Below are 21,903 nucleotides of genomic sequence, written 5' to 3'. Positions count from 1 at the left end.
GCTGCGCTCATGGCCGAGATCATCAATCTCCGCCGCGCCCGCAAGCAGAAGGCGCGCACGGAGGCGGATAAGGCGGCCGAGCAGAACCGCATCAGCTTCGGCCGGACCAAGGCCGAGCGCAGCCTCTCCGAGGCCGAGCGCGACAAGGCCGCCCGCCACATCGACGGGCATAGGCTTGCGCAGGGCGACAAGGACCCGGAGCCGGCATGAGTTCGGAGCGCAAGCGCTCGCTCAGCATAGCAGGCCATCGCACCAGTATCTCGCTGGAAGACGAGTTCTGGGAGGCACTGAAGGAGATCGCCGCCACCGAAGGCCAGCCGGTTTCCGCCCTCGTCGTCGAAGTCGATTCCCGCCGGGGCGAGCTCAACCTCTCCTCGGCCCTGCGCTTGCACGCGCTTTCTCATTACCGGCGGCTCGCCGCTGAGCATCAAGGCAGCGCTGGGCCATGATTACTTCAGCCGCTTGAGAAGAGGCCGGGAATCAAACCCGCGAAGGGTTTGAAGCCCCTCAATTGCGCGGCTGCGCGCCCGGCAGGATCTGCAACGGCGGAGCCGGCTGCTGAACGACGCCTTCCGGAGAGCTGGCGCGCGGCGCGCCCGGCAGGACGAGCGGGCCGGGCTGTGACTGCGGCTGCGGCGGAGCGGCTTGCACGGCAGCCCGCTCCGCAGCGGCTCGCGCACGTTCCTCCAACTCCGCCCTTCGGCGCGCCTCCTGATCGGCACGCGCCTGTTCCGCGCGGCGCAGTTCCTCGGCCCGCTTCTCCTCGGCCTGCCTGCGCTGCTCCTCGGCACGCCGCGCTTCTTCCTGCCGCTTCTCCTCGGCGAGGCGGGCCTCCTCCTGCCCCCTCAGGAATTCGTTGAGCTTGCGCTCGTTCTCACGCATCTCGCGCTCGGCCCGCAGGCGCCGGGCATGCGCCGCCCGCTCGCGCGCATCCGCCTCGAAGGCCTCGACGCGCTCGATCTCGCGCGCCAGTGCCCGCGCCGCCACCGTGTTCGAGAGCGCGCTGACATCGCTCTCACGCCGCAGGTTCGAGAGCGGACCACGCCAGGCGATCCCGATCTGCGGGGCATCGCCGGGCCACCCCTTCGGCAGCGCGCCGATGGGCTTGAGAGCGAGCCTGAGATCGGCATTGAGCGCGCGCAGATCAATGGTGCCGCTCGCCTCCGCCCGCAAGCCGTTGCGCTCGAAGCTGAACGGCTGCAGCCGGATGAGTCCGCCTGCCAGCGTGAACGGCAAGGTTACGTCGCCGAGCGCCCAGGCATCGCGATCGAGAGCCTCGGCCAGCCGGTCCTGCAGTCGCGAGGTATCGCTCTCGGAGGCATCCTCGCCCGTATTGGCAATGATGCGGGCATAGGCGTTCGGATCGAAACGGGCGAGGCGCGTGCCGGAGAGCGACAGGCTGCCGGCTCCGCTCAGGCCCGCGATAAGGCGTGCCGGCGTCTCGCCCGATCCGCCGAACTCGACCTGCCCCGAAGCCTTGCCGCCGATGGCTCCCTTGGTCATCTCCACGATGTCGATCGCGGTCAGGGCCAGCCGCCCGTTGAGTTGAGCGAGCCCGCCATCCCGGCGCAGGCCGAGGCGGCCAGAGATCTGCCCCCCACCAAAGGTACCCTTGATGTCGTCGACCCGCAGCCCGTCCTGATCCGAACGCAACGCGAAGCTGGCATTGCGGATCGCCCCGCCGTCGAAGACCGCGAGCGTGCCGGCCTCGACCGCGATGTCGAGCTCCGGCAACTCGCCGACGCGCCCGAACCGTGCGGTGGACCAGATCGACCCGGGGGCCGACGGCGCCGGTCCCAGCGCCGTCGCGATCAGCTGGCGCAGATCCGCCGCGGGGATCGCGAAACGTCCGGTGTAGCGCCCCTCGCGTGGCAAGGTGAGCGAGCCGCTGGCTGCCATGCCACCGAGATTGGCCGCGATACCGTCGAGCCGAACCGCATCGCCAGTCACCTGCAGTCGCGCATGTGCGTCGAGCACCCCGTCGGGCAGCAGCCGCGCCGGCCCCTCCGCCAGAACCTGGGCCGGCCCTTCGGCTTGCAGCGAGACCTGCGCCCCCCCGGCGCCATCCTCCACCACGAGGGACAGACCCGGCCCTGCCAGCGAGCCGACCATGCGCCCTTTGTCGATGTCGAGCGTGAGCCGGCCAGCTCCGCCCTGCATCGGCGTGGGCAGGCCAAGCGCGGTGAAGGCCTGCCGCCGGTCGGCGAGGTCGAAGCCCAGAGTGGCGCGATTCCAGTTTCCGGCGCGGTCGAGCACGCCCTTGATCGTCAGCTTCCCGGCTGCCGCGTTGCCCTCGGCCGAGAGCGCGGTTTCGCCCGAAGCCGCCCGAGTCAGGCGGAAGCCGCTGTCCAGCCGCGCCAGCCCCTCGCCCGCCCGCATCAACGCCTGCACGGCCGCATCCGGCAGCAGCGGCCCGGCCAGTGCCGTCAGGGTCTCGACCCGTGGCGCACGGATCCGCCCCGAAATCTCCCCGCCCTCGGCCAGCAACGAACCGGCCCCGGTGACGTTGACGCCGCCGAAACCGTTGACCGAGAGCCGGCTCAATCGCCAGGCATCGCCCTCTCGGCGGATATCGAGGCTGGCCGAGCCCGGTGGAGCATTGCGAAAGCGTGCATTGGCCAGCGTCAGATCGAGCGCGATGTCAGGCTGCCTGAACAATCCGCTGAAGCTTGTTCCCGGCGGCAGGGTATCGAGTGCGAGCCCGCTCACCGTAGCCTTGGCCGCGAGCTTGGCCGATCCAGCCTCCCCTGACGCGTCGAGCCGCAAGCCGGATGAACCCGCAACCAGCAGCCGCTGCAACGCGATCCGCCCCGGCGCCCAGGAGCCGACCGCATCGGCATCGATGCGCCCGAGCCCGGCGATGAAATCGGCCATGGCCGGGTCCAATCCGGCCCTGGCCAGAACCAGCGCGATGCGCCGCGCATCATCCGCCTTGAGATTGATGCGGCCCGACGCTCCCTCGCCCCGCAGACCGCCGGACGCCCCGATCAACGCGCCGGCCACGCGGACTGAGGCCGAAGCATCGCTTAATCCGCCGTCATGCAGGCGCCCGCGCAGCGCGAATGTCGAAAGATCCTCGCCGCGCCAGATGACTTGGTCGAGGTCGAGGCCGATGTCGAGAGCGCCCGGCAGGCCAGTAAGCGCCCGCTCGAAGCCCTGGCGTTCCGCCAGCGCCGCCGCCAGTGCATCGGCATCGAGCCGGCGGGCGCGCAACGCCAGCGAGCCAGCTCCGGTTCCCGGCAGATATTGCCCCTCCCCCTCCAGCCTTGCCGCACCGCCGGCGAGGTCGAGCGTGAGACCGGCAAGGTCGAGTTGGCGGCCACCGCCCTTCACCCTGCCCGACAGCGAGACCGCCCCGCCAGGCGACAGGCCGAAGGCGCCGTCGAGCTCGACGCCGATCCGCCCTGGCGCCGTCGGCAGGATCAGGGAGCCGTCGAAATTGAGCTGCAGATCCTCGCCGGTGAGGAAGGCCTTGGCGCGCAGTCTGCCGCTCTCCTCCATCTCGCCGGTCATCACGCGCAGGGATGCGCCGGCCACCTCGCCCTCGAAGCGCCAGGGGCCTGCAAAGCTGACGGCGGAAACCTCCGCGGCGATGGGCGTCAACGTGACCGCCGGCTTGCCCGGCTCTCGCCAGATCAGGGCCGAACGGCTGATCCGCAGCCTGTCGAGCCGCGCCTCGGCCGGAAGGCCCTTGCCGGTCCGCTCCGGCAGGCGGATCGCGCCGGTATCGTCGAGGGAAAGCGAGATCGTGGCCCCGTCGATCTCGGCTTCGGAGAAGCGGAATTCGCCGCGCGCCATCGCGGCCAGCGCCAGTTCGACGGTCACCTGCTCGGCGGCCGCCGCGCTGGTCATGCCATCCCCGCCGCCGATCCGGACGTTCTCCAGCGAGATGCGCGGCGAAGGCAGCAGGCGCAGGCCGATGGCGCCGCCGATCTGCGTCTCGACTCCGAGCGCCTCGCTCAGCCTGGTCTCGATCTGCGGCCGGTAGACGCGCCAGTCGACGAAGCCGGGGCCGATCAGGGCCGCCAGCAGCGCCAGCACCAGCAGGCCGGCCAGAACTGTCAGGCTTTCACGCAACGTCCGCTTTCTATCCCTGTCGCAATGGTGTAGCGCCGCCGGCCCGGAACCGGCGGCCGCCCGCGATCATGCCGGCAAGTCGCGGCAGGATCACGACATTTCGCGAAGGGCGCCCGCAGCGCAAGCCGCGCCGATGTCACAGGACGATGATTTTTCCGGGATTGAGGATGTTCTGCGGGTCGAGCGCACGCTTCAGCGTCCGCATGACCGCGAGCGCTTCCGCCCCGTGCTCCTGCTCGAGATACTTCATCTTCTTCTGGCCGACGCCGTGCTCGCCCGTGCAGGTCCCGCCCATTGCCAGCGCGCGCTTCACCAGCCTGTCGATGAAGGCCTGGACCCGCTCCACCTCGGCCTTGTCGTTGAGATCGACCAGCGGCTGCGTGTGGAAATTGCCGTCGCCGACATGGCCCGCGATCGGCGCGATCAGCCCGGAGGCCTCGATGTCACGCTTGGTCTCCTCGACGCATTCGGCCAGTTGCGAGATCGGCACGCAGACATCGGTCGCGACCGAGTCGAAGCCGGGCCGCAGCGCCTTCGCCGCCCAATAGGCGTCATGGCGCGCCTGCCAGAGCTTGGAGCGGTCCTCGGCCTTGGTCGCCCATTCGAAGGGACCGCCGCCATATTCCGCCGCGATCTCGCCGAAGCGCTCGGACTGCTCGGCCACGCCGGCTTCCGTGCCGTGGAACTCGACGAAGAGCATCGTCGTCTCCGGCAGGCCGAGCTTGGCATGCAGGTTGACACCGCGGATCATCACGTCGTCGAGCAGTTCGATGCGCGCAACCGGCAGGCCGGTCTGGATGGTCAGGATCGTCGCGTCGCAGGCCGCCTTCACGGATGGGAAAGGGCAGACGCCGGCTGCGATCGCCTCCGGGATGCCATGCAGCTTCAGCGTCACCTCGGTGATGATGCCGAGCGTGCCTTCCGAACCGACGAGCAGGCGGGTGAGGTCGTAGCCCGCGGACGTCTTGCGGGCGCGGGTCGAGGTCTTGACGATGGAGCCGTCGGCCATCACCGCCTTCAGCGCCAGCACATTGTCCTTCATCGTGCCGTAGCGGACGGCGTTGGTGCCGGAAGCGCGCGTCGCGGCCATGCCCCCGATGGAGGCGTCCGCGCCGGGATCGATCGGGAACATCAGGCCCTGGTCGCGAAGATGCTCGTTGAGCTCCTTGCGGGTGACGCCGGCCTCGACCACCACGTCGAGATCCTCGGCGTGGACCGCGATGATCCGCTTCATCTGCGACATGTCGATGCAGATGCCGCCATAGACCGCGTTGACATGGCCCTCCAGCGAGGTGCCGGTGCCGAAGGGGATGACCGGCACGCCATGGGCGGCGCAGAGCTTCACGATCTCGGAGACTTGCTCCGTGCTCTGCGGGAACACCACCGCATCGGGCGGCAAATTCGGGATCCAGGTCAGCGTGTGGCCGTGCTGCTGGCGCACCGCCAGGCTGGTTACGAGCCTGTTGCCGAAGCGCGCGGCCAGCGCCTGCGTCACGGCCCCAACGGCTTCCGGCGACGGGGGCAGCGCTGCAGCAGAGGCAGGGCCGTCATGAAGGGCGGTGGCGGGCAGGCTCATTGTCAAGATCCGGTTTTGGCGCTTAGACTTGGAACAGATCGGTTTCGCAATCGGTTACAGTCCGACATGATCCGGCTTTATTCGTCGGAGCAAGATGCTGACGCCGATTGCGACCGGTGCATACTAGATCACGAGACGAGGAAATGGGCAGCCGCAATTCTGCGACGGCCCCTTGAACGAGGCGCCTGACAGGGAGGGCGATCATGGCAAACGATACACGCGCTCCGGCGCTCTTCTTCTCGCCCTTCGTCTCGTCGGCGATGCGGGTCGAGCCGCAATGGATCGACTACAACGGCCACCTCAACATGGCCTATTATCATGTCCTGTTCGACCGTGCGGTGGACGAAGTCTTCTCGCTCGTCGGCCTGACGCGGGACTATGTCGAGACACGCCATGCCTCGACCTTCACCGCGGAATGCCACATCCTCTACAAGCGTGAGCTGACCGACGGCGATCTCGTCCGCGTCACCGCCCAGCTCATCGACTTCGACGACAAGCGCCTGCACTACTATCTCGAGATGCGCCACGCCCATGAGGGTTGGCTCGCCGCGACGAGCGAGAACCTGTCGCTGCACGTCGATATGGTCCATCGCAGGGTCGTGCCCTTCCCTGCCGACATCCTGGCGAATCTTGCCTTGATGAAGGCGGCCCACAGCATGATGCCGCTGCCAGCCACGATCGGTCGCATCATCGGCATGCCGAAGAAGTCGGCGATCCGCGTCGAGGAAGCGAACGAAGAGCGCGAGCCCGAGGTCGAGACGCGGCACTGAGCGGTGTTGCCCGATCAGGCGTAGCTCGGGATTTCTGCTTCACCTCCGCAGGCGCGCCGCTACGCAGCCTAGCGGCTGCGCGTGACGACGGCATGCATCGCATAGCCGCGATACGGCGCGCCGAGCCGGCATTCGGCTCCGGCAGCTTCCGCCAGCGCCCGCACAGCTCCCGGCAGATCCTCGCGTGGCGTGACATGGAAAAGGGCGAGCCAGCGCAGCAGCACCGCCTTGAACGCCGCCGGAAGCCCGCTCTGGTCGCCGAAATCGACGATATACAATGAGCCGCCCATGTTAAGGCGGCGCAGCGCCTCGGCGACGACACCCTGCCAGGGCGGGATCATCGACAGCGCATAGGAGATCACGATCCGGTCGAAGCCCTCAAGGCCGAACAGCGCCTGAGGATCGAAACCGGTGGCGTCTGCCTCGGCAAGCTGGATCCGATCTTCCAGCTCCGCCCGCGCCACCGAAGCGTGCGCCGTCGCCAGCATCTCGCTGGAGACGTCGAGCCCGTAGCAGGCACAGGACGGGTAGCGTCTTGCGATCTGGATCAGGTTGCGCCCGGTGCCGCAGCCGATCTCCAGCACGGCGGCGCCGGGAGGAGGCTGCAACCCGTCGATAAGCTGGTCGCGGCCGAGCAGATAGAACTTCCGGCTGGCGTCGTAGATATGCCGTTGATGCCGATAGATCCGGTCCATCAACCCGGCGGCCGAGCCGCCCGGCGCCTCGGCCGCGCTCACCGGGCCGCCCCCTTCAGCACATAGAGGTGGAAGCCGCCATAGATCGCCGAGCGGTCCTGCCGGCAGAGATCGCGGCTGCGCTCCTCCTCGTACTGCCACTGATCGAGGATCGCCGCCGGCACCCGGCCCGGCAGCAGCCGCTCGTCGGCCGCCGTGCGGAAGATCACCCGCGCGCCCGGCCGCGCCGTCCGCGTGATCTGCGACCACAGCGCCGTGAGGTCGGCGTCATTCATCCAGTCCTGCGCATCGAGCAGCACATAGGCGTCGCAGCTTTCGGCTGGTTGGTCTTCGAGAACGGCCGTGATCGCGCTCTGGCGATAGGAGACGTTCGGGGCGCGCTCCTTCACCGCCGCGAAATGCCGCGGCTGCAGATAGGGCGGGAAGGCCGCATCCGGCCCCTCGCCATAGCGCCGGCCGAAAGCCTGCTGGGCGAAGTAGTTCTCCTTCATGTCGAAATCGCAGGCCAACCGCTCAAGCCTCAGCTTCAGCGCGCCGAGGATCCCGTCTTCGCCATCGGCGGCGAGCGCCTTGTACTGTGCCGGCGGGATGCCGAGCCCGTAGAGCGAGGCCGGCTGGCGCACGAGCCAACGCACCAGCTTGCGCTCGAAGACCGGCGCGAGATGCTGCTCGTAGAGCGCACGCTGCTCGGAAAGGTCGCGCGCCGCCAGCATCATCAGCGGGTTGCCGCCCAACGCCCGCGCCAGCACATGGCCCGTGCCGATGAAACGGCCGAGCAGGCCGTAGCGATAGAAGCCCTTAGCGAAGACGTTGATCCGACGCTGGCCGTTAAGGCCCCGCCCCTCCCAGTAGCCGCGCGAGACGGCGTCGAGATGATCAGCGATCTCGCGGTCGTAGACGCCGACGTTGCCGCGCACGTTCGCCCGGCCGAAGAAGCGCAGGAAGTCCTCCTGTCGCTCCATCCGCGCCAGCGCCGCAAGCTTCAACCGGCCGAGCGCGATATGCGCGGCATTGAGATCGACGGCGCTGACGCGGATCGGCGCAGCCGTCAGATAGGAAAGGATGTTGCAGGAGCCCGACGCGATCGCCACGACATGGTCGTCGGCCTTGAGCTGCAGCGCCGCCATGTCGACGACCGGATCTTCCCAGATCTGTGGATAGACCAGGCCGGAGAAGGCGCGGGCGAACAGCCATTCCAGCATGCCCGCCTTCGACAGCTTCTTGCTGCGTCGGACGGCCAATCCCAGGCCCGAGCTCGTCATGCGGCGGGCCGCGCGCGCCGTTTGCGTCGCCTGTTGCGTCACCGGTTTTCCTCCCTTTGCGGGTGGCGGGGCTGCTAGAGGAGTCGCGTGACGGTCAGGTGACGAAGCCCCGGCGATTGCCACGGCCTCGTGAAATCGTCTTGGATCGGCGGGGCTGAAATTCAGCGCGCGAGACGCCATATTGCCGGCACGAGAGCCGATGAGGTGGCCACCGCCCCGGCCGAAAGGAGATCGCAATGGGTCTGATGAGCATGTTCGGCGAGCCGAAGAAGCAGGACGAGACCTTCCCCTTCCAGCTGACTGACGCCGAATGGCGCGAGCGCCTGACGCCCGAGCAGTATCAGATCCTGCGCGGCCACGGCACGGAGCGGGCTGGCTCCTGCGCGCTCAACTACGAGAAGCGCGCCGGCACCTTCTCCTGCGCCGGCTGCGGCCAGAAGCTATTCAGGTCGGGCAAGAAATTCGAGAGCGGCACCGGCTGGCCGAGCTTTGACCAGCCGCTCGAAGGCGCGGTCGAGACCAGCGAGGACCGCAAGTTCGGCATGGTCCGCACCGAGGTCCATTGCGCCAATTGCGGCGGCCATCTCGGCCACGTCTTCCCCGACGGCCCGCCGCCCACCGGCCTGCGCTACTGCATCAACGGCGTGGCGATGAATTTCGAGCCGGAAGCCTAGCAAAATCGCTCCGCCGTCATGGTCGGGCTCGTCCCGACCATCCACGTCTTCGCTGGTCGAAGACGGAGTTCGAGACATGGATGCTCGCCACAAGGGCGAGCATGACGGCCCGCTCTACGAAACGGCCGGCACGGCCCGCCGCGCCAACGCCGCCGCATCTACCATCGGCGGCAAATCCCCGAACTGCCCCGACCAGCCCTCGCCCAAGCGCGTCGCCACAAAGGCATCCGCCACCGCAGCGGGCGCGAACCGCAACAGCAGCGAGGCTTGCAGCGCCAGCGCCAGCTTTTCAGTTAGCCGCCGTGCCTGCCCCTCATTGCCGATCAGTTCCGGCAGCTCGCCTTCCAGTCGCTTCAGCGCCGCATCGTAGCGCCGATCCGCTCCCGCAGCCGTCAACAACTCCGCCCGCAGCACGTCGACCGCCCCTTCCTCGCGCGCCAGCGAACGCAGCACATCGAGACAGATGACATTGCCCGAGCCCTCCCAGATCGCGTTGAGCGGCGCCTCCCTGTAGAGCCGTGCCATCGGGTTCTCCTCGATGAAACCATTGCCGCCATGGCATTCCAGCGCCTCGGTGACGACGGCCGGCGCCCGCCGCGTGATCCAGTATTTCGCGATCGGCGCCCCCACCCGCGCCAGCAGCCGCTCGCCGGCCGACTCCTCCTGCCGGTCGAGCGCCGCGAAGAGCCGGAAAGCCAGCCAGGCAGCGGCCTCTGCCTCTATGGCGAGGTCGGCGAGAACGTTCTGCATGATCGGCTGGTCAATCAGCGCCTTCTGGAAGGCGCGCCGGTGCTGCGCGTGATGCGCCGCGAGCGAAACCGCCATCCGCATCAGCCCGGAGGAGGCTGCGGCGATGTCCAGCCGCGAATTGTGGTTCATCGAGAGACCCGTGCGGATGCCCCGCCCCGGCTCGCCGATCAGACGACCGATGGCGCCGCGGAACTCGACCTCCGATGAGGCATTCGAGCGATTGCCGACCTTGTCCTTGAGCCGCTGGATCGCGACGCCGTTGCGCGACCCATCCGGCAGCCAGCCCGGCACGACGAAGCAGGAGATGCCCTCCGGCGTGCGCGCCAGCGTCAGGAAGACGTCGGAATGCGGCACCGAGAAGAACCATTTCCGGCCGTGCAGCGAAAACGTGCCGTCGCGATTTTCCTCGGCAACGGTCTGTGTCTGGCGCAGATCCGAGCCGCCCTGCGTCTCCGTCATCGCCGTGCCGACGGTCGCGCCGGTCTTGAGATGCGCCGGTCCTTGTCGAGCGTCATAGCGATTGGAGGTGACGAGGGAACCCCACTGCTCCCAAATCAACGCGTCCTGTTTCAGCACCGGCACGGCAGCATAGGTCATGCTGATCGGGCAGCAGATCCCGCTCTCCCCGCCGTACCAGAGATATTGCAGCGCGGCGCGGGCCACCTGCGCGCCGGGCCCCGGACGGTTCCAGGCCAGCGCATGCGTCTCCTGCCCGATGGCGAACCCCATCAGCTCATGCCAGGCCGGATGGAAGGCGATCTCGTCGATGCGATTGCCAAAACGGTCGAAGGCCCGAAGCTCCGGCGTGTGACGGTTGGCGAGATAGGCCAGTTCCTGCACGCGGGCCGAGCCGACCGTGCGCCCCGCCTCCTGCAGCCGCTCGCGCGCCCAGTCGGCCCCGAAGGCCGCGACGATGCCGGGCAGCACCGGATCGGCCAAGAAGGCATCGTAGTCGGCCAGCACAGGCACCTGATTGATGACCTCCCAGCCGCCGGATCGCGACACGACATCAGTCATGGGCGCCTCCTCTCCACACGCGAGCCCTCATCCTGAGGAGCAGCCGCAGGCTGCGTCTCGAAGGATGATCCAGATCGCGGGAGAACCTCAAGGAGGCTATTGAAGCATCCTTCGAGACGGCCCTGCGGGGCTCCTCAGGATGAGGGCTCGATATTTTCAACGCCTTGTCGGTGGGGGGCGCAATCCCGACACTGACGCCCTATATTCGCCGGAGAACGAATCACGCACGAGCAGCTTAGACCCTTGTCCGATACCGACGCCTTTTCCGCTCCCCTGCCCCGCCCCGGCGGGCTGGCCGCGCGCGCTGCCGCGCAGCCGGCGGCCGGCTATCTCGCGGGTCTGAACCCGGAACAGCGCCAGGCGGTCGAGGCGACGGAGGGACCGGTGCTCGTGCTGGCCGGCGCCGGCACCGGCAAGACCCGCGTGCTCACCACACGCATCGGCCACCTGATCTCGACCAGCCGCGCCTATCCCTCGCAGATCCTCGCCGTCACCTTCACAAACAAGGCGGCGCGCGAGATGAAGGAGCGCGTCGCCCATCTCGTCGGCCCTGTCGCCGAGGGCATGCCCTGGCTTGGCACCTTCCACTCGATCTCGGCCAAGCTCCTGCGCCGCCACGCCGAACTGCTCGACCTGCGCAGCGACTTCACCATCCTCGACACCGACGACCAGATCCGCCTGATGAAGCAGGTGATCCAGGCCGAGAACATCGACGAGAAGCGCTGGCCCGGCCGCATGCTGGCGGGCTTCATCGATAGCTGGAAGAACCGCGGCCTTGCGCCGAAGGACGTCGCGCCGGGCGAGGCAGCCGTCTTCGCCAACGGCAAGGGCGGCAAGCTTTACGCCGCCTATCAGGAGCGCCTGAAGGCGCTGAACGCTGTCGATTTCGGCGATCTCCTGCTGCATTGCCTGACGCTGTTCCGCGACTATCCGGACGTGCTCCAGACCTATCACGACCGCTTCCGCTACATCCTCGTCGACGAGTACCAGGACACCAATACGGCGCAGTATCTCTGGCTGCGCCTGCTCGCGCAGGGCCGCCGCAACATCTGCTGCGTCGGCGACGACGACCAGTCGATCTATGGCTGGCGCGGCGCCGAGGTCGACAACATCCTTCGGTTCGAGCACGATTTTCCAGGCGCGACCGTGATCCGGCTGGAACGCAACTACCGCTCGACCGGCCATATCCTCGCCACCGCCTCCAAGCTGATCGCCCGCAATGAAGGCCGTCTCGGCAAGACGTTGCGCACCGAGGATGCGCTCGGCGAGAAGGTCACCATCACCGGCGCCTGGGACAGCCAGGAGGAAGCCCGCCTCGTCTCCGACGAGATCGAGGCGATGCAGTCCAAGGGCCAGGATCTCGGCCAGGTCGCGGTGCTCGTCCGCATCTCCGCCCAAATGCGCGAAATCGAGGAGCGCTTCGTCCAGGCCGGCGTGCCCTATCGCGTCATCGGCGGCCCGCGCTTCTACGAGCGCGCCGAGATCCGCGACGCGCTCGCCTATTTGCGCTGCGTGGTCTCGCCGACCGACGATCTTGCCTTCGAGCGCATCGTCAACGTGCCCAAGCGCGGCCTCGGCGACGCGACGGTCCAGCTCCTGCACAACCATGCCCGCGCCACCGGCTTCTCGCTGATGCAGTCGGCCCGCGCCGCGGTCGAGAGCGACGAGCTCAAGCCCAAGGCCCGCACGGCGCTGCGCGAACTGGTCGAGGCCTTCGGCCGCTGGTCGGCCCGCGCCGAGCACATGCCGCAGGGTGAGCTCGCCGAGCTGGTGCTGGAGGAATCCGGCTATACCGAGATGTGGAAGAAGGATCGCTCGGCCGATGCCGCCGGGCGCCTCGAAAACCTCAAGGAACTCGTGCGCTCGCTCGACGAATTCCCGGATCTGCCGGCCTTCCTCGAGCACGTCTCGCTCGTGATGGATGTCGCCGACGGCGAGGCGGAAGCCCGCGTTTCGATCATGACGCTGCATGCCGCCAAGGGGCTGGAGTTCGACACGGTCTTCCTGCCCGGCTGGGAGGAGGGCCTGTTCCCCAACCAGCGCGCGCTCGACGAGAGCGGCCGCGCCGGCCTGGAAGAAGAGCGCCGCCTCGCCCATGTCGGCCTCACGCGCGCCCGCAAGAAGCTGAAGCTCTATTTCGCCTCGAACCGCCGCATCCACGGCCTCTGGCAGACCAGCCTCCCCTCCCGCTTCATCGACGAATTGCCGGAGGAGCATGTCGAGGTCGAGCAGGCCCCCACCAGCTATTCGCAGGGCGGCTACGGCGCCTCGCGCTTCGATCGGATGGAGAGCTTCGGCTCCAGCTACAACACGCCGGGCTGGCAGCGCGCGCAGGAGAATCGCGCCAAGAACGGCGGCGGCGGAAGCGGCTTCTCCGAAAGCGGCCGCGGTTTCGGTTCAAGCTCGCGCCAGCGCGGCCCGCTGCTGATCGAGGGCGAGTTGACGGCCAAATCCACCGGCGAATCCGCCTATGGCGAGGGCGCCCGCGTCTTCCACGTCAAGTTCGGCCCCGGCTCGGTCGCCAGCGTCGACGGCAACAAGCTGACAGTCGATTTCGACAAGGCCGGGCGGAAGATGGTGCTGGACTCGTTCGTGCAGAAGGCGGGATGAGTTCTTCATTGCCTTGTCAAGTGGTAACTGCTCAGCGTTTATCACCAGACATGCCGAGAGATTAGTATAGATAGCAGGGTGCTTCACCAATCATCGTTTTGGAGCACCGATGCTCAACAACAGCGCCGACATCATGCGCCGCCTCGAACGCGAGGGTTGGGAATGCGTGCGCGTCACCGGCTCGCACCATGTCTTCAAAAAGCCCGGCGTCCGTGACACTATCGTGGTGCCGCATCCGAAGAAGAGTTTCGGACCCGGCCTTGTGTTGAAAATCTACAAGCAGGCAGGCTGGCCGCGCGACTGACATGACCCACTACGTCGCCATCATCGAGGATGCAGGCCCCGACCATGCCGTCGGCGTCTGGTTTCCCGATCTGCCCGGCTGCTTCGCGGCCGGCGATACGTTGGATGAAGCCCTGCTCAATGCACCGGAGGCCGTCGCGGTCTGGATCGAAGCGCAGGGCGGGGCAGCGCCCCGAGCCCGGACCCCTAGCGAATTGAAGGCCGATGCCGAGACAGCAGCCGAGATGGCTCGGCACGCGATCGCCCTTATCCCGGCGTCGGATGTATCGCTCCAGCCGGCAGCGGAGTAGAAGCGGCGCCTACGCCGCCGACTCTTTGACGAAACGACCGATATGACTCCCCAGATCGCGCTGACCGACGCCGAGGACGATGCTCTTCGCGACGTCCTCCATAACGGCCTGCGAAGCTACAACGACGAGAAGATCGGTCGGAATGATCGCCAGACGCTGACGATCCGCGTCGATGATCCGGAGACCGGCGAGCCGATCGGCGGGCTCGCGGGGCGCACCTCGCTCGGCCTGCTCTTCATCGACACCGTCTATCTGCCGAAGAGCCTGCGCGGCTCCGGCGTCGGCAGCCGCATCCTCGCCATGGCGGAGGAGGAAGGCCGGCGGCGCGGCTGCAGCAAGGCTGTGCTCTATACCATCAGCTTCCAGGCGCCGGAATTCTACAAGAAGCTCGGCTGGCAGGTCTTCGGCGAGATCGCCCCGAAGCCGCCGGGCGCGACCCGGATCTACCTGACGAAAGACCTCTGAGCGCTCGGAGTCCCTTGTAGATTCGAACCCTCATCCTGAGAAGCCGCGTGAGCGGTGTCTCGAAGGATGTTCCAGATGTCTCTGGAGCCTCCTGGACCATCCTTCGAGACGCAAGCCGATGGCTTGCTCCTCAGGATGAGGGCTGCGCGTCTGCGAACGAATGATCAGGCGCCGCCTTCCCGCTCGCGGAACGCCTTCCGCGCCGCCGAGACTTGCGGATAGTAGGTCTCGGCCCAGACCCAGACGCCGCAGAAGGCGGCGCTGAGCTCGCGGCCGAGCTCGGTCAGCGTATAATCGACATGGGGCGGGATCACCGGATGGACGGTGCGGACAACCAGCCCGTCTCGCTCCATTTCCCGCAGCGTCTTGGTCAGCATCTTCTGGCTGATGCCGCCGACCATGCGGCCGACCTCTGTGAAGCGCAGCGTGCCATGCTCCTCGAGCGCCTCCAGAACCAGCATCGTCCATTTGTCCGCGACCTGAGCGATCACCTGCCGCACCAGCGACTCCACCGCGGGGCTCACCGGAGGGATCGCTTCGCTGCGCGCATGCATCGCCGCCATCGCGGTTCGGATCGCCTGCATCGACGCTCTCCTTTTGGTATGTATGGAACCTTTCGGCGCCTTCTTTCCATTGAAGAGTAACGATGCCAACTGGTGTCACGCAACCACGAAAGGGACTTGCGATGAACATTTCCGGCAACACCATCCTGATTACCGGCGGCGGCTCCGGCATCGGCCGAGCGCTGGCCGAGGCGCTGCACGCGAAGGGCAACCAGGTCATCATCGCCGGGCGTCGCGAAGCCGTGCTCGACGAGGTCACCGCCGCCAATCCGGGCATGGCTTCGATGCTGCTCGACATTCAGGACAAGGCCGATATCGAAGCCTTCGCCCGCCAGGCCGTCGAGCGCTTCCCGAAGCTCAACGCCATCATCAACAACGCCGGCATCATGAAGCCCGAGAATGTCCCAGCCGCTGACAATCTCGCCATCGCCGAAGAGACAGTCACGACCAACCTGCTCGGCCCAATCCGCCTGACGACCGCACTGCTGCCGCATCTGTTGAAGCAGCCAAGCGCCACGGTCCTGACCGTCTCCTCCGGCCTCGCCTTCGTGCCCCTGGCGGTGACGCCGACCTACAGCGCGACCAAAGCCGCAATCCATTCCTGGTCGATCGGCCTGCGCGAGCAGCTGAAGGATACGTCTGTCGGGGTCATCGAGATCGCCCCGCCCTATGTCCAGACCGAGTTGATGGGGGCACAGCAGGCCGTCGACCCCGCCGCCATGCCGCTCGCCGACTTCATCGCCGAGGTCATGACGATCCTCGAAACCGGGCCCGACGCCGCGGAGGTCATCGTCGAGCGCTGCAAGCCGCTGCGCTATGCCGAGGCCACGGGCAATTTCGCCAATGTCTTCGCCGCGTTGAACGCCCAGCACGCGTGATGCCCGCGTCATTCTCGCGCGCCGCTCGGCGGCGACCCGAGAATCTCAGGACGGGAAGGCGCTTGTTTCGGAGATGGCCGGGTCAAGCCGGGCCATGACGGCTGCGCTGCACCGCATGACAACCCCGCCCCGCCCTGCTAATGCCACCGCATGCGCGAAGGCCTCCTGCCAGCGACGGTCGCGACCGTCTTCGAACTCTCCACCTCGGGCGAGAAGGCCCGGGCCCTGACCGAATTGCTCGGCGAGATCTTCGACCCGACCGAGACCGCAATTTCGGCTTTCGAGATCGAGGAAGGCGTCACCACGCTTTCGCTGAATGCGCCCTGGAAGGTCGAGATCTACTTCGCCCAGCACCCGGACGAGGAGGCGGTGCGCGACCTGCTGCGCCCGATCATCGGCGATCTCGTCGACACCACGCCCTTCACCACCGTCAACACGCGGGATTGGGTCGCGACCAGCCTCGACGGGCTGAAGCCCGTGCGCGCCGGCCGCGTCATCGTCCACGGTGCGCATGACCGGGATGTCGTGCGGGTCAACGACGTCGCCATCGAGATCGAGGCGGCGCTCGCTTTCGGCACCGGCCATCACGGCACCACCTCGGGCTGCCTGCTGGCGCTGCACGCCGAGCTGAAGAAGCGGCGTCCGCGCCACGGGCTCGACGTCGGCACCGGCACAGGCATCCTGGCACTGGCTCTGGCCAAGCAGATCAAGCGCAAGGTCGTCGCCGGCGATATCGACGCGATCGCGGTCGAGGTCTCCGCTCACAACGCCCGCCTCAACCACGCGCCCAATGCGCTCGATCTCTATGTCGCGCCGGGCCTGCGCCACGCCAAGGCGAACCGGCCCGGCCGTTTCGACCTCGTCTTCGCCAATATCCTCGCGGGGCCCCTGAGGCAGCTCGCGCCCTCGATCGCGCGCGTGCTCTCGCGGGACGGGACACTCATCCTGTCCGGCCTGCTCGCCATGGATGTCGCCGGGGTGGTCTCGGCCTACCGGCACCACGGCATCTATCTCGTCAGCCAGTCGCTGCGCGAGGGCTGGGCGACCCTGGTCATGAAAAAAGGCGGCGCAGCCCCGAGGCTCCGCCGCCCTGCCTGACCTCCGGCGCCAGAGCATCGGGCCTGATAGGCCGATGCCGCTAGAAGCGCGAGGTTGTTACTCGCCAATATGGCCGTACTCGCGCGCGGCCTCGGCCTGGAGGCTACGAGCATCGTGCCAGACGGCGGCGGTGAACTTCGCAGCGTCGACGATCTGCTCGACGATATGCTTGATGATGGTGATCATGGTTCGGGTCCTGTGTGCTATCGGCGCGCGGGCTGGCCGCAGCGGCCGGAAACTCAGCGGTTGAAGGGCAGCGAGACGTCGCTCGACAGCGTCGCGGACGGGTAGCCGCCCAGCACGATCTCGGCCTCGTTGACGAGGAGGTTGCGGGCACGCAGTTCGCGAGCGGCGGAGCGTTTGCGGCTTTCGATCAGCGCGGCATAGAGGCGCTGCATCACGCTCGGCTTGTCGGCTTTGCTGGCCCTGGTTTCGGCCACCACTGCTACGGGCAGCACGTCGGCGTTGTTCAACACATAGGTCATGGGTCTATCTCCGAAAAACGAAGGACAGTCCCGGTCGCTTCCTCGTTCTCTTATGCGACTAAAGTGGGATCATTTCGCACATGCGAGAAGATATGTTCGCATATGCGAGATATGCGAAAAACGCATGCAAGACGCCAATATCCGTTAATGTTTGCGTATATTGCATAACCAAACAGCACAATGCCGGCCTGTAAGGCAGCGCGATCCCACGGAACAGGCATCGCCCGCCGGCGCATTTGCACTGGCGCTTTCGCCGATGGAGCGCGACGATGGGCACACCATAGCATCGGACCGAAAAGTGGAATCCGCCTTTCGGAGAAATTCGACGCGATAACAATTACATAGATCGCCGTGGTCGTTCGACAGCACGCACGACCATCTGAGCCGGACCCCGCCATGACCGAATCGACCCTACCGACCTGCCGCTTCCAGTCCTTCTCCGAGCCCAGCGACCCAAGGCTGGTTGCCGGCCGCGTCGCTGCGCTGCGCATGGCGCTCACGGCGCAAGGTCTCGACGGCTTCGTCATCCCGCGCGCCGACGAGCATCAGGGCGAATATGTCCCGGCGCATATGGCCCGCCTCGCCTGGCTGACCGGCTTCACCGGTTCGGCCGGGAACGCCGTCGTGCTGGCTGACAAGGCCGCTCTGGTCGTCGATGGCCGCTACACCATCCAATCGGCCGAGCAGACCGACACCAAGGTCGTCACGCCCGTGCGCATGGAGCAGACGCCGCTGGAGCGCTGGGTCGAGCAGAACCTGCCGGCTGGGGGCAAGCTCGGCTACGATCCCTGGCTGCATACGGTCGATGGCCTCGCCCGCCTCGAAAAGGCGGCGGCCGCAGCCGGCGGCAGCCTCGTCGCGGTCAAGACCAACCCGATCGACGCGCTATGGAGCGACCGCCCGGCACCGCCGACCGCACCCGTCAAGGCGCATCCGGCCGCCTTTGCTGGGGAGGACAGCGTCTCCAAGCTCGCCCGCATCCAGAAGGCGCTTGCCGAGGCCAAGGTCGACGCGCTCGTCGTCTCCGATCCGCATGCTCTGGCCTGGGTCTTCAACATCCGCGGCGGCGATGTCGAGCACACGCCCTTGCCGCTCGGCTACGCCATCGTCCCACGGGAGGGGCGCCCGACCGTGTTCCTCGCGCCCGAGAAGATCACCAACGAGGCCGGCGACGCGATCGGCGCGGTCGGCGAGATCGCACCCCCGGCCGAGCTCGAAAACCAGCTCAAGAAGCTCGGTGCGGCCAAGGCCAAGGTCCGCCTCGACGCGACGACCGCCGCGGCGGCCCTGGCGACGCTGATCCGCGATGCCGGCGGCACGCCCGACGCCGGCACCGACCCGATCGCGCTGATGAAGGCGCGCAAGAACGCTGCCGAACTCAAGGGCACCCGCACGGCCCATCTGCGTGACGGCGCGGCGATGACGAACTATCTCGCCTGGCTCGCGCGCGAGGCGCCGAAGGGCGATCTCACCGAGATCGACGCCGTCGCAGCGCTCGAAGCCGAACGTCTCAGGACCGGGCTGCTGAAGGACGTCTCCTTCACCACGATCGCTGGCGCAGGCCCCAACGCCGCCCTCCCGCATTACCGCGTCAGCGACGCGACCAACCGCCGGCTGGAGCCGGGCATCTTCCTGGTCGATTCAGGCGGCCAGTACGAGGACGGCACCACCGACATCACCCGCACCATCGTCATCGGCGAGCCCACGGCCGAGATGCGCGACCGGTACACCCGGGTGCTCAAGGGCCATGTCGCGATCTCGCGGCTGGTCTTCGTCAAGGGAACCTCCGGCGCGCAGCTCGACGCCTTCGCCCGGCTGCCGCTCTGGCAGGGCGGCTTCGACTTCGACCACGGCACCGGCCACGGCGTCGGCAGCTATCTCTCGGTGCATGAGGGGCCGCAGCGCCTGTCCAAGCTCGGCATCACGCCGCTGGAGCCGGGTATGATCCTCTCCAACGAGCCCGGCTACTACAAGCAGGGTGAATACGGCATCCGCATCGAGAACCTGATCGTCGTCGAGGAGCGCGCGATCCCCGGTGCCGAGCGCACGATCTACGGCTTCGAGACCATCACCTGGTGCCCCTATGAGCGGGCGCTGATCGACACGGCACTGCTCGATGCCGGCGAGATCGCCTGGATCGACGCCTATCACGCCACGGTCTGGCAGAAGCTCAGCCCGCTGGTCACGGGCGAGGCCGAGGAATGGCTGGAGAAGGCCTGCCGGCCGTTGTGACCCGGCGTCAATCTCGGGCGAAGCGCAGCTTCGACCCGTGAATCTCCTGCCGGAAAAGGGGCGAAACCGCAGCCTCTGGTCATGAGATGCTCGGATCGAGCCCGAGCATGACGGCAGCTCACATCACCATCCGGAACGCCACCACCGCCACCACGCCGACGGCCACCACACCCAGCAGCGGCAGCCTCGTCGCGGCCAATGCCGCAATCGCCGCCGCTGCCGTCTCGGCCCAGCCGGTGGCGAGCGCGCTCGGCGCGATGACGGCGACAAGCACGGCGGGCGGGATCGCATCGAAGGCGGCTTGCGCGCGGGGTGACAGATTAAGCCGCCCGGCGAGCGCGAGCCCGGCGACGCGCGTCGCATAGGTCACGATCGCCATGCCGAGGAAGGCGAGAAGGTTGATCGGATCGACGCTCACGCCTCGACCTCCTTCGTCATCGGAAGCTCCTCCTCGCCGGCCGCGAGCCAGGCCGCCAGCAAACCGCAAAGGGCGCCCGCCGCGACATGCCAGGGCGGCCCGGCAAGGCGATAGGTCACGGCCGAGGCGATGCCCGCCGCCGCCACCGTCCAGAACGTCACCCGTCCCTTCCAGAAGGCCGCGACCAGCGCGATGAAGAGTGCCGTGAAGGCGAAATCGGCGCCCAGCCGCTTCGGATCGCCCAGCACGGCGCCGATGGTCGCCCCCAGCGTCGAATTGACGAGCCAGCCCAGCACGAAGGGGATGACCATCGCGAACCAGTAGGCCGGCGTGAGCCGGTGGGTGCGGGAGCGCTTCTCGGCCAGCGCCCAGTTCTCGTCGGCCATGTAGTAGAGGCCGAGGAATTTCTGCCAGCGGCTGAAGCCCTCGAGCTTGGGCGCGAGCGATGCCCCCATCAGGACATGGCGGACATTGATCAGCAGCGTCGAGAAGACCAGCGCCGCGACCGGCGCCGGCGTCGTCCACAGCTCCACCGCTGCAAATTGCGCCCCGCCGGCGAAGACCATGGTGCTCATAAGGAACACCTCCAGCGGCGACAGCCCCTTGCTGGCGGCCACCGCGCCGAAGAGCAGGCCGATCGGCGCCGCAGCCACCGCAGCCGGCCAGATATCGTTCAGGCCGCGCCTGATGTCGTCACGCATCGTGGACATGGTTGGGTTCTTTCGGAAGGGCGCTCAGCCGAGATGCGCCGCGCGGAAGGCGCCAGGCGTCACACCGAAGCGGGCCTTGAAGGCGCGGGTCAGATGCGGCTGGTCGCAGAAGCCGGTCGCCGCAGCGACATCGCCGGGCATCTCGCCGCGTCGCAGCCGCTCGCGGGCGCGCCGCACGCGGACATCGACCAGATAGGCATGGGGCGTCAGCCCCGTCTCCTGCCGGAAGGCACGGATCAGGTGATGGCGCGGCAGGCCGGTGAGCCGGGCGAGATCGGCGAGCGACAGATCCTCTTCGTAGCGCGCCTCGAACAGTTCGCGCGCCCTGGCGACGGGGCCGGCCTCGGCCCCGACGGGGCGGACCGAGAGATCGGCATGGCGCGCCAGGCAGAGCGCATAGAAGCGCAGAAGCATCTCCTCGCCGGCCAGCAGATCCTCGCCGTCCTCGATGGCATGATGCGCGGCGGCGAACAGCGCAGCCCCATCGGGGTCCTCGACCAGCGGCAGCGGAAAGAACGGCGTGCCGACACTGTCCCGGCCGCTGAGCGAGGCCGCGACCTCGCGGATCAGCCCGACCTCCGGATAGGTCATCCGGTAGCTGTAGCCCGGCCCGTAGGGCTCCCCGTCATGGGTCTCGAGCGGATTGACGAAGGCGATCTGGCTCGGGCGTGCGTAATGGCGCTCGCCCCGGATCCGGAAGGTCTCGCAGCCGGCCTCGATGATGCCGATCACATAGCTTTCGTGCTGGTGCGGCGCGTAGGCATGGCGGCGGAAGGTCGCGGCGAGGCAATCCAGCCCGTCGAAACGCTCGGCCGGAAACAGCTTCGCCCGCTCGCCGGCGACGAGCGGTTCGAGGCCAAATGTCTCGCCTTGTGTGACTGTTTCCATGGCGCGAGCATAAACGCTCTCGCGGCGCTGCTGTCTTGAAGAAAAGTGATCGGGCGCATCACGCGCCCGATGTGTTTCGTTGCCCGGCGATGGGATTCACGGTTCGGCCGGAGCACCTTTTCGAGCCCTCGTCCTGAGGAGG

22 protein-coding genes are annotated in these 21,903 nt (G+C 67.5%); 11 read left to right on the top strand and 11 right to left on the bottom strand.

Annotated features, from left to right (window positions below; translation table 11 throughout):
* Window positions 1-9: 9 nt before the first annotated feature.
* Both AC1DNE_RS01975 and AC1DNE_RS01970 read left to right on the top strand, forming a co-directional pair.
* On the top strand, window positions 10-210 hold the full coding sequence (locus AC1DNE_RS01975; protein ID WP_441469655.1) for a DUF4169 family protein: 201 nt from the start codon (window positions 10-12) through the stop codon (window positions 208-210).
* Complete coding sequence (locus tag AC1DNE_RS01970; RefSeq protein ID WP_441469656.1) at window positions 207-449, top strand: ribbon-helix-helix domain-containing protein; 243 nt, start codon at window positions 207-209, stop codon at window positions 447-449. The genes AC1DNE_RS01975 and AC1DNE_RS01970 overlap by 4 nt, the downstream gene beginning before the upstream one ends.
* A 58-nt stretch (window positions 450-507) precedes the next feature.
* On the opposite strand, the gene AC1DNE_RS01965 is transcribed toward AC1DNE_RS01970, so the two are convergent.
* Window positions 508-4,077, bottom strand: a complete 3,570-nt coding sequence (locus AC1DNE_RS01965; protein ID WP_441469657.1) for an AsmA family protein — start codon at window positions 4,075-4,077, stop codon at window positions 508-510.
* Between the two features lie 136 nt (window positions 4,078-4,213).
* Complete coding sequence (locus tag AC1DNE_RS01960) at window positions 4,214-5,653, bottom strand: FAD-binding oxidoreductase (RefSeq protein ID WP_441469658.1); 1,440 nt, start codon at window positions 5,651-5,653, stop codon at window positions 4,214-4,216.
* 203 nt (window positions 5,654-5,856) lie between these two features.
* Between AC1DNE_RS01960 and AC1DNE_RS01955 the strand changes: the two genes are divergently transcribed.
* Window positions 5,857-6,423, top strand: coding sequence for a thioesterase family protein (locus AC1DNE_RS01955; protein WP_441469659.1), 567 nt, complete (start codon window positions 5,857-5,859; stop codon window positions 6,421-6,423).
* A 68-nt stretch (window positions 6,424-6,491) separates the two neighbouring features.
* Here AC1DNE_RS01955 and AC1DNE_RS01950 read toward each other — a convergent pair whose 3' ends face one another.
* Window positions 6,492-7,160, bottom strand: coding sequence for a class I SAM-dependent methyltransferase (locus tag AC1DNE_RS01950; protein WP_441469660.1), 669 nt, complete (start codon window positions 7,158-7,160; stop codon window positions 6,492-6,494).
* On the bottom strand, window positions 7,157-8,422 hold the full coding sequence (locus AC1DNE_RS01945; RefSeq protein WP_441469661.1) for a BtaA family protein: 1,266 nt from the start codon (window positions 8,420-8,422) through the stop codon (window positions 7,157-7,159). The genes AC1DNE_RS01950 and AC1DNE_RS01945 overlap by 4 nt, the downstream gene beginning before the upstream one ends.
* Before the next feature lie 203 nt (window positions 8,423-8,625).
* Here AC1DNE_RS01945 and msrB point away from each other — a divergent pair, with 203 nt between their 5' ends.
* Window positions 8,626-9,054, top strand: coding sequence for a peptide-methionine (R)-S-oxide reductase MsrB (msrB, locus tag AC1DNE_RS01940; RefSeq protein WP_441470028.1), 429 nt, complete (start codon window positions 8,626-8,628; stop codon window positions 9,052-9,054).
* 114 nt (window positions 9,055-9,168) lie between these two features.
* Here the strand turns inward: msrB and AC1DNE_RS01935 are convergent, their stop codons facing one another.
* A complete protein-coding gene (locus tag AC1DNE_RS01935; protein WP_441469662.1) occupies window positions 9,169-10,821 on the bottom strand; it encodes an acyl-CoA dehydrogenase family protein in 1,653 nt (550 codons plus the stop codon).
* A gap of 243 nt (window positions 10,822-11,064) precedes the next feature.
* Between AC1DNE_RS01935 and AC1DNE_RS01930 the strand changes: the two genes are divergently transcribed.
* From AC1DNE_RS01930 to AC1DNE_RS01915, 4 genes are all read left to right on the top strand, one after another.
* Complete coding sequence (locus tag AC1DNE_RS01930; RefSeq protein WP_476766292.1) at window positions 11,065-13,431, top strand: ATP-dependent helicase; 2,367 nt, start codon at window positions 11,065-11,067, stop codon at window positions 13,429-13,431.
* Between the two features lie 109 nt (window positions 13,432-13,540).
* On the top strand, window positions 13,541-13,735 hold the full coding sequence (locus AC1DNE_RS01925; protein ID WP_441469664.1) for a type II toxin-antitoxin system HicA family toxin: 195 nt from the start codon (window positions 13,541-13,543) through the stop codon (window positions 13,733-13,735).
* A 1-nt stretch (window position 13,736) separates the two neighbouring features.
* On the top strand, window positions 13,737-14,024 hold the full coding sequence (locus AC1DNE_RS01920) for a type II toxin-antitoxin system HicB family antitoxin (RefSeq protein WP_441469665.1): 288 nt from the start codon (window positions 13,737-13,739) through the stop codon (window positions 14,022-14,024).
* 42 nt (window positions 14,025-14,066) lie between these two features.
* Window positions 14,067-14,489, top strand: a complete 423-nt coding sequence (locus AC1DNE_RS01915; RefSeq protein ID WP_441469666.1) for a GNAT family N-acetyltransferase — start codon at window positions 14,067-14,069, stop codon at window positions 14,487-14,489.
* Window positions 14,490-14,653: 164 nt separating this feature from the next.
* Here AC1DNE_RS01915 and AC1DNE_RS01910 read toward each other — a convergent pair whose 3' ends face one another.
* Complete coding sequence (locus tag AC1DNE_RS01910; protein WP_441469667.1) at window positions 14,654-15,073, bottom strand: winged helix-turn-helix transcriptional regulator; 420 nt, start codon at window positions 15,071-15,073, stop codon at window positions 14,654-14,656.
* 101 nt (window positions 15,074-15,174) lie between these two features.
* Between AC1DNE_RS01910 and AC1DNE_RS01905 the strand changes: the two genes are divergently transcribed.
* Together AC1DNE_RS01905 and AC1DNE_RS01900 are read left to right on the top strand one after the other, a co-directional pair.
* The gene (locus AC1DNE_RS01905; RefSeq protein ID WP_441469668.1) at window positions 15,175-15,930 is read left to right on the top strand and encodes an SDR family oxidoreductase; all 756 of its coding nucleotides are present in this window, start codon (window positions 15,175-15,177) and stop codon (window positions 15,928-15,930) included.
* A 150-nt stretch (window positions 15,931-16,080) separates the two neighbouring features.
* Window positions 16,081-17,028: a 50S ribosomal protein L11 methyltransferase gene (locus tag AC1DNE_RS01900; RefSeq protein ID WP_441469669.1), complete on the top strand. Its 948-nt coding sequence runs from the start codon at window positions 16,081-16,083 to the stop codon at window positions 17,026-17,028.
* Between the two features lie 57 nt (window positions 17,029-17,085).
* On the opposite strand, the gene AC1DNE_RS01895 is transcribed toward AC1DNE_RS01900, so the two are convergent.
* Both AC1DNE_RS01895 and AC1DNE_RS01890 read right to left on the bottom strand, forming a co-directional pair.
* Complete coding sequence (locus AC1DNE_RS01895) at window positions 17,086-17,214, bottom strand: hypothetical protein (RefSeq protein ID WP_441469670.1); 129 nt, start codon at window positions 17,212-17,214, stop codon at window positions 17,086-17,088.
* Window positions 17,215-17,267: 53 nt separating this feature from the next.
* The gene (locus tag AC1DNE_RS01890) at window positions 17,268-17,513 is read right to left on the bottom strand and encodes a hypothetical protein (protein ID WP_441469671.1); all 246 of its coding nucleotides are present in this window, start codon (window positions 17,511-17,513) and stop codon (window positions 17,268-17,270) included.
* A gap of 396 nt (window positions 17,514-17,909) precedes the next feature.
* On the opposite strand from AC1DNE_RS01890, the gene AC1DNE_RS01885 reads away from it, so the two are divergent.
* Window positions 17,910-19,745 (top strand): aminopeptidase P family protein, encoded by a 1,836-nt coding sequence (locus AC1DNE_RS01885; RefSeq protein WP_476840899.1) that lies wholly within the window; start codon window positions 17,910-17,912, stop codon window positions 19,743-19,745.
* A gap of 118 nt (window positions 19,746-19,863) precedes the next feature.
* Here the strand turns inward: AC1DNE_RS01885 and AC1DNE_RS01880 are convergent, their stop codons facing one another.
* The 3 genes from AC1DNE_RS01880 to AC1DNE_RS01870 are packed head-to-tail and all read right to left on the bottom strand — an operon-like array spanning window position 19,864 to window position 21,761.
* Window positions 19,864-20,163 (bottom strand): AzlD family protein, encoded by a 300-nt coding sequence (locus tag AC1DNE_RS01880; protein WP_149133317.1) that lies wholly within the window; start codon window positions 20,161-20,163, stop codon window positions 19,864-19,866.
* Window positions 20,160-20,873, bottom strand: a complete 714-nt coding sequence (locus tag AC1DNE_RS01875; RefSeq protein WP_476766290.1) for an AzlC family ABC transporter permease — start codon at window positions 20,871-20,873, stop codon at window positions 20,160-20,162. Before AC1DNE_RS01875 ends, AC1DNE_RS01880 begins: the two co-directional genes overlap by 4 nt.
* A gap of 24 nt (window positions 20,874-20,897) precedes the next feature.
* Window positions 20,898-21,761, bottom strand: a complete 864-nt coding sequence (locus AC1DNE_RS01870) for an AraC family ligand binding domain-containing protein (RefSeq protein ID WP_476840898.1) — start codon at window positions 21,759-21,761, stop codon at window positions 20,898-20,900.
* Between the last annotated feature and the right edge of the window lie 142 nt (window positions 21,762-21,903).

It is taken from the genome of Allobosea sp. 05L423, from assembly GCF_056397745.1.
This window is presented reverse-complemented; position numbering and strand designations above follow the sequence as displayed.

Bases quoted from the DNA above. Each gene is read 5' to 3' on its own strand.
- AC1DNE_RS01975 (WP_441469655.1), top strand. From the start codon at position 10: ATGGCCGAGATCATCAATCTCCGCCGCGCCCGCAAGCAGAAGGCGCGC.
- AC1DNE_RS01970 (WP_441469656.1), top strand. From the start codon at position 207: ATGAGTTCGGAGCGCAAGCGCTCGCTCAGCATAGCAGGCCATCGCACC.
- AC1DNE_RS01960 (WP_441469658.1), bottom strand. From the start codon at position 5,653: ATGAGCCTGCCCGCCACCGCCCTTCATGACGGCCCTGCCTCTGCTGCA.
- AC1DNE_RS01955 (WP_441469659.1), top strand. From the start codon at position 5,857: ATGGCAAACGATACACGCGCTCCGGCGCTCTTCTTCTCGCCCTTCGTC.
- msrB (WP_441470028.1), top strand. From the start codon at position 8,626: ATGAGCATGTTCGGCGAGCCGAAGAAGCAGGACGAGACCTTCCCCTTC.
- AC1DNE_RS01935 (WP_441469662.1), bottom strand. From the start codon at position 10,821: ATGACTGATGTCGTGTCGCGATCCGGCGGCTGGGAGGTCATCAATCAG.
- AC1DNE_RS01925 (WP_441469664.1), top strand. From the start codon at position 13,541: ATGCTCAACAACAGCGCCGACATCATGCGCCGCCTCGAACGCGAGGGT.
- AC1DNE_RS01920 (WP_441469665.1), top strand. From the start codon at position 13,737: ATGACCCACTACGTCGCCATCATCGAGGATGCAGGCCCCGACCATGCC.
- AC1DNE_RS01915 (WP_441469666.1), top strand. From the start codon at position 14,067: ATGACTCCCCAGATCGCGCTGACCGACGCCGAGGACGATGCTCTTCGC.
- AC1DNE_RS01910 (WP_441469667.1), bottom strand. From the start codon at position 15,073: ATGCAGGCGATCCGAACCGCGATGGCGGCGATGCATGCGCGCAGCGAA.
- AC1DNE_RS01905 (WP_441469668.1), top strand. From the start codon at position 15,175: ATGAACATTTCCGGCAACACCATCCTGATTACCGGCGGCGGCTCCGGC.
- AC1DNE_RS01900 (WP_441469669.1), top strand. From the start codon at position 16,081: ATGCGCGAAGGCCTCCTGCCAGCGACGGTCGCGACCGTCTTCGAACTC.
- AC1DNE_RS01895 (WP_441469670.1), bottom strand. From the start codon at position 17,214: ATGATCACCATCATCAAGCATATCGTCGAGCAGATCGTCGACGCTGCG.
- AC1DNE_RS01890 (WP_441469671.1), bottom strand. From the start codon at position 17,513: ATGACCTATGTGTTGAACAACGCCGACGTGCTGCCCGTAGCAGTGGTG.
- AC1DNE_RS01885 (WP_476840899.1), top strand. From the start codon at position 17,910: ATGACCGAATCGACCCTACCGACCTGCCGCTTCCAGTCCTTCTCCGAG.
- AC1DNE_RS01875 (WP_476766290.1), bottom strand. From the start codon at position 20,873: ATGTCCACGATGCGTGACGACATCAGGCGCGGCCTGAACGATATCTGG.
- AC1DNE_RS01870 (WP_476840898.1), bottom strand. From the start codon at position 21,761: ATGGAAACAGTCACACAAGGCGAGACATTTGGCCTCGAACCGCTCGTC.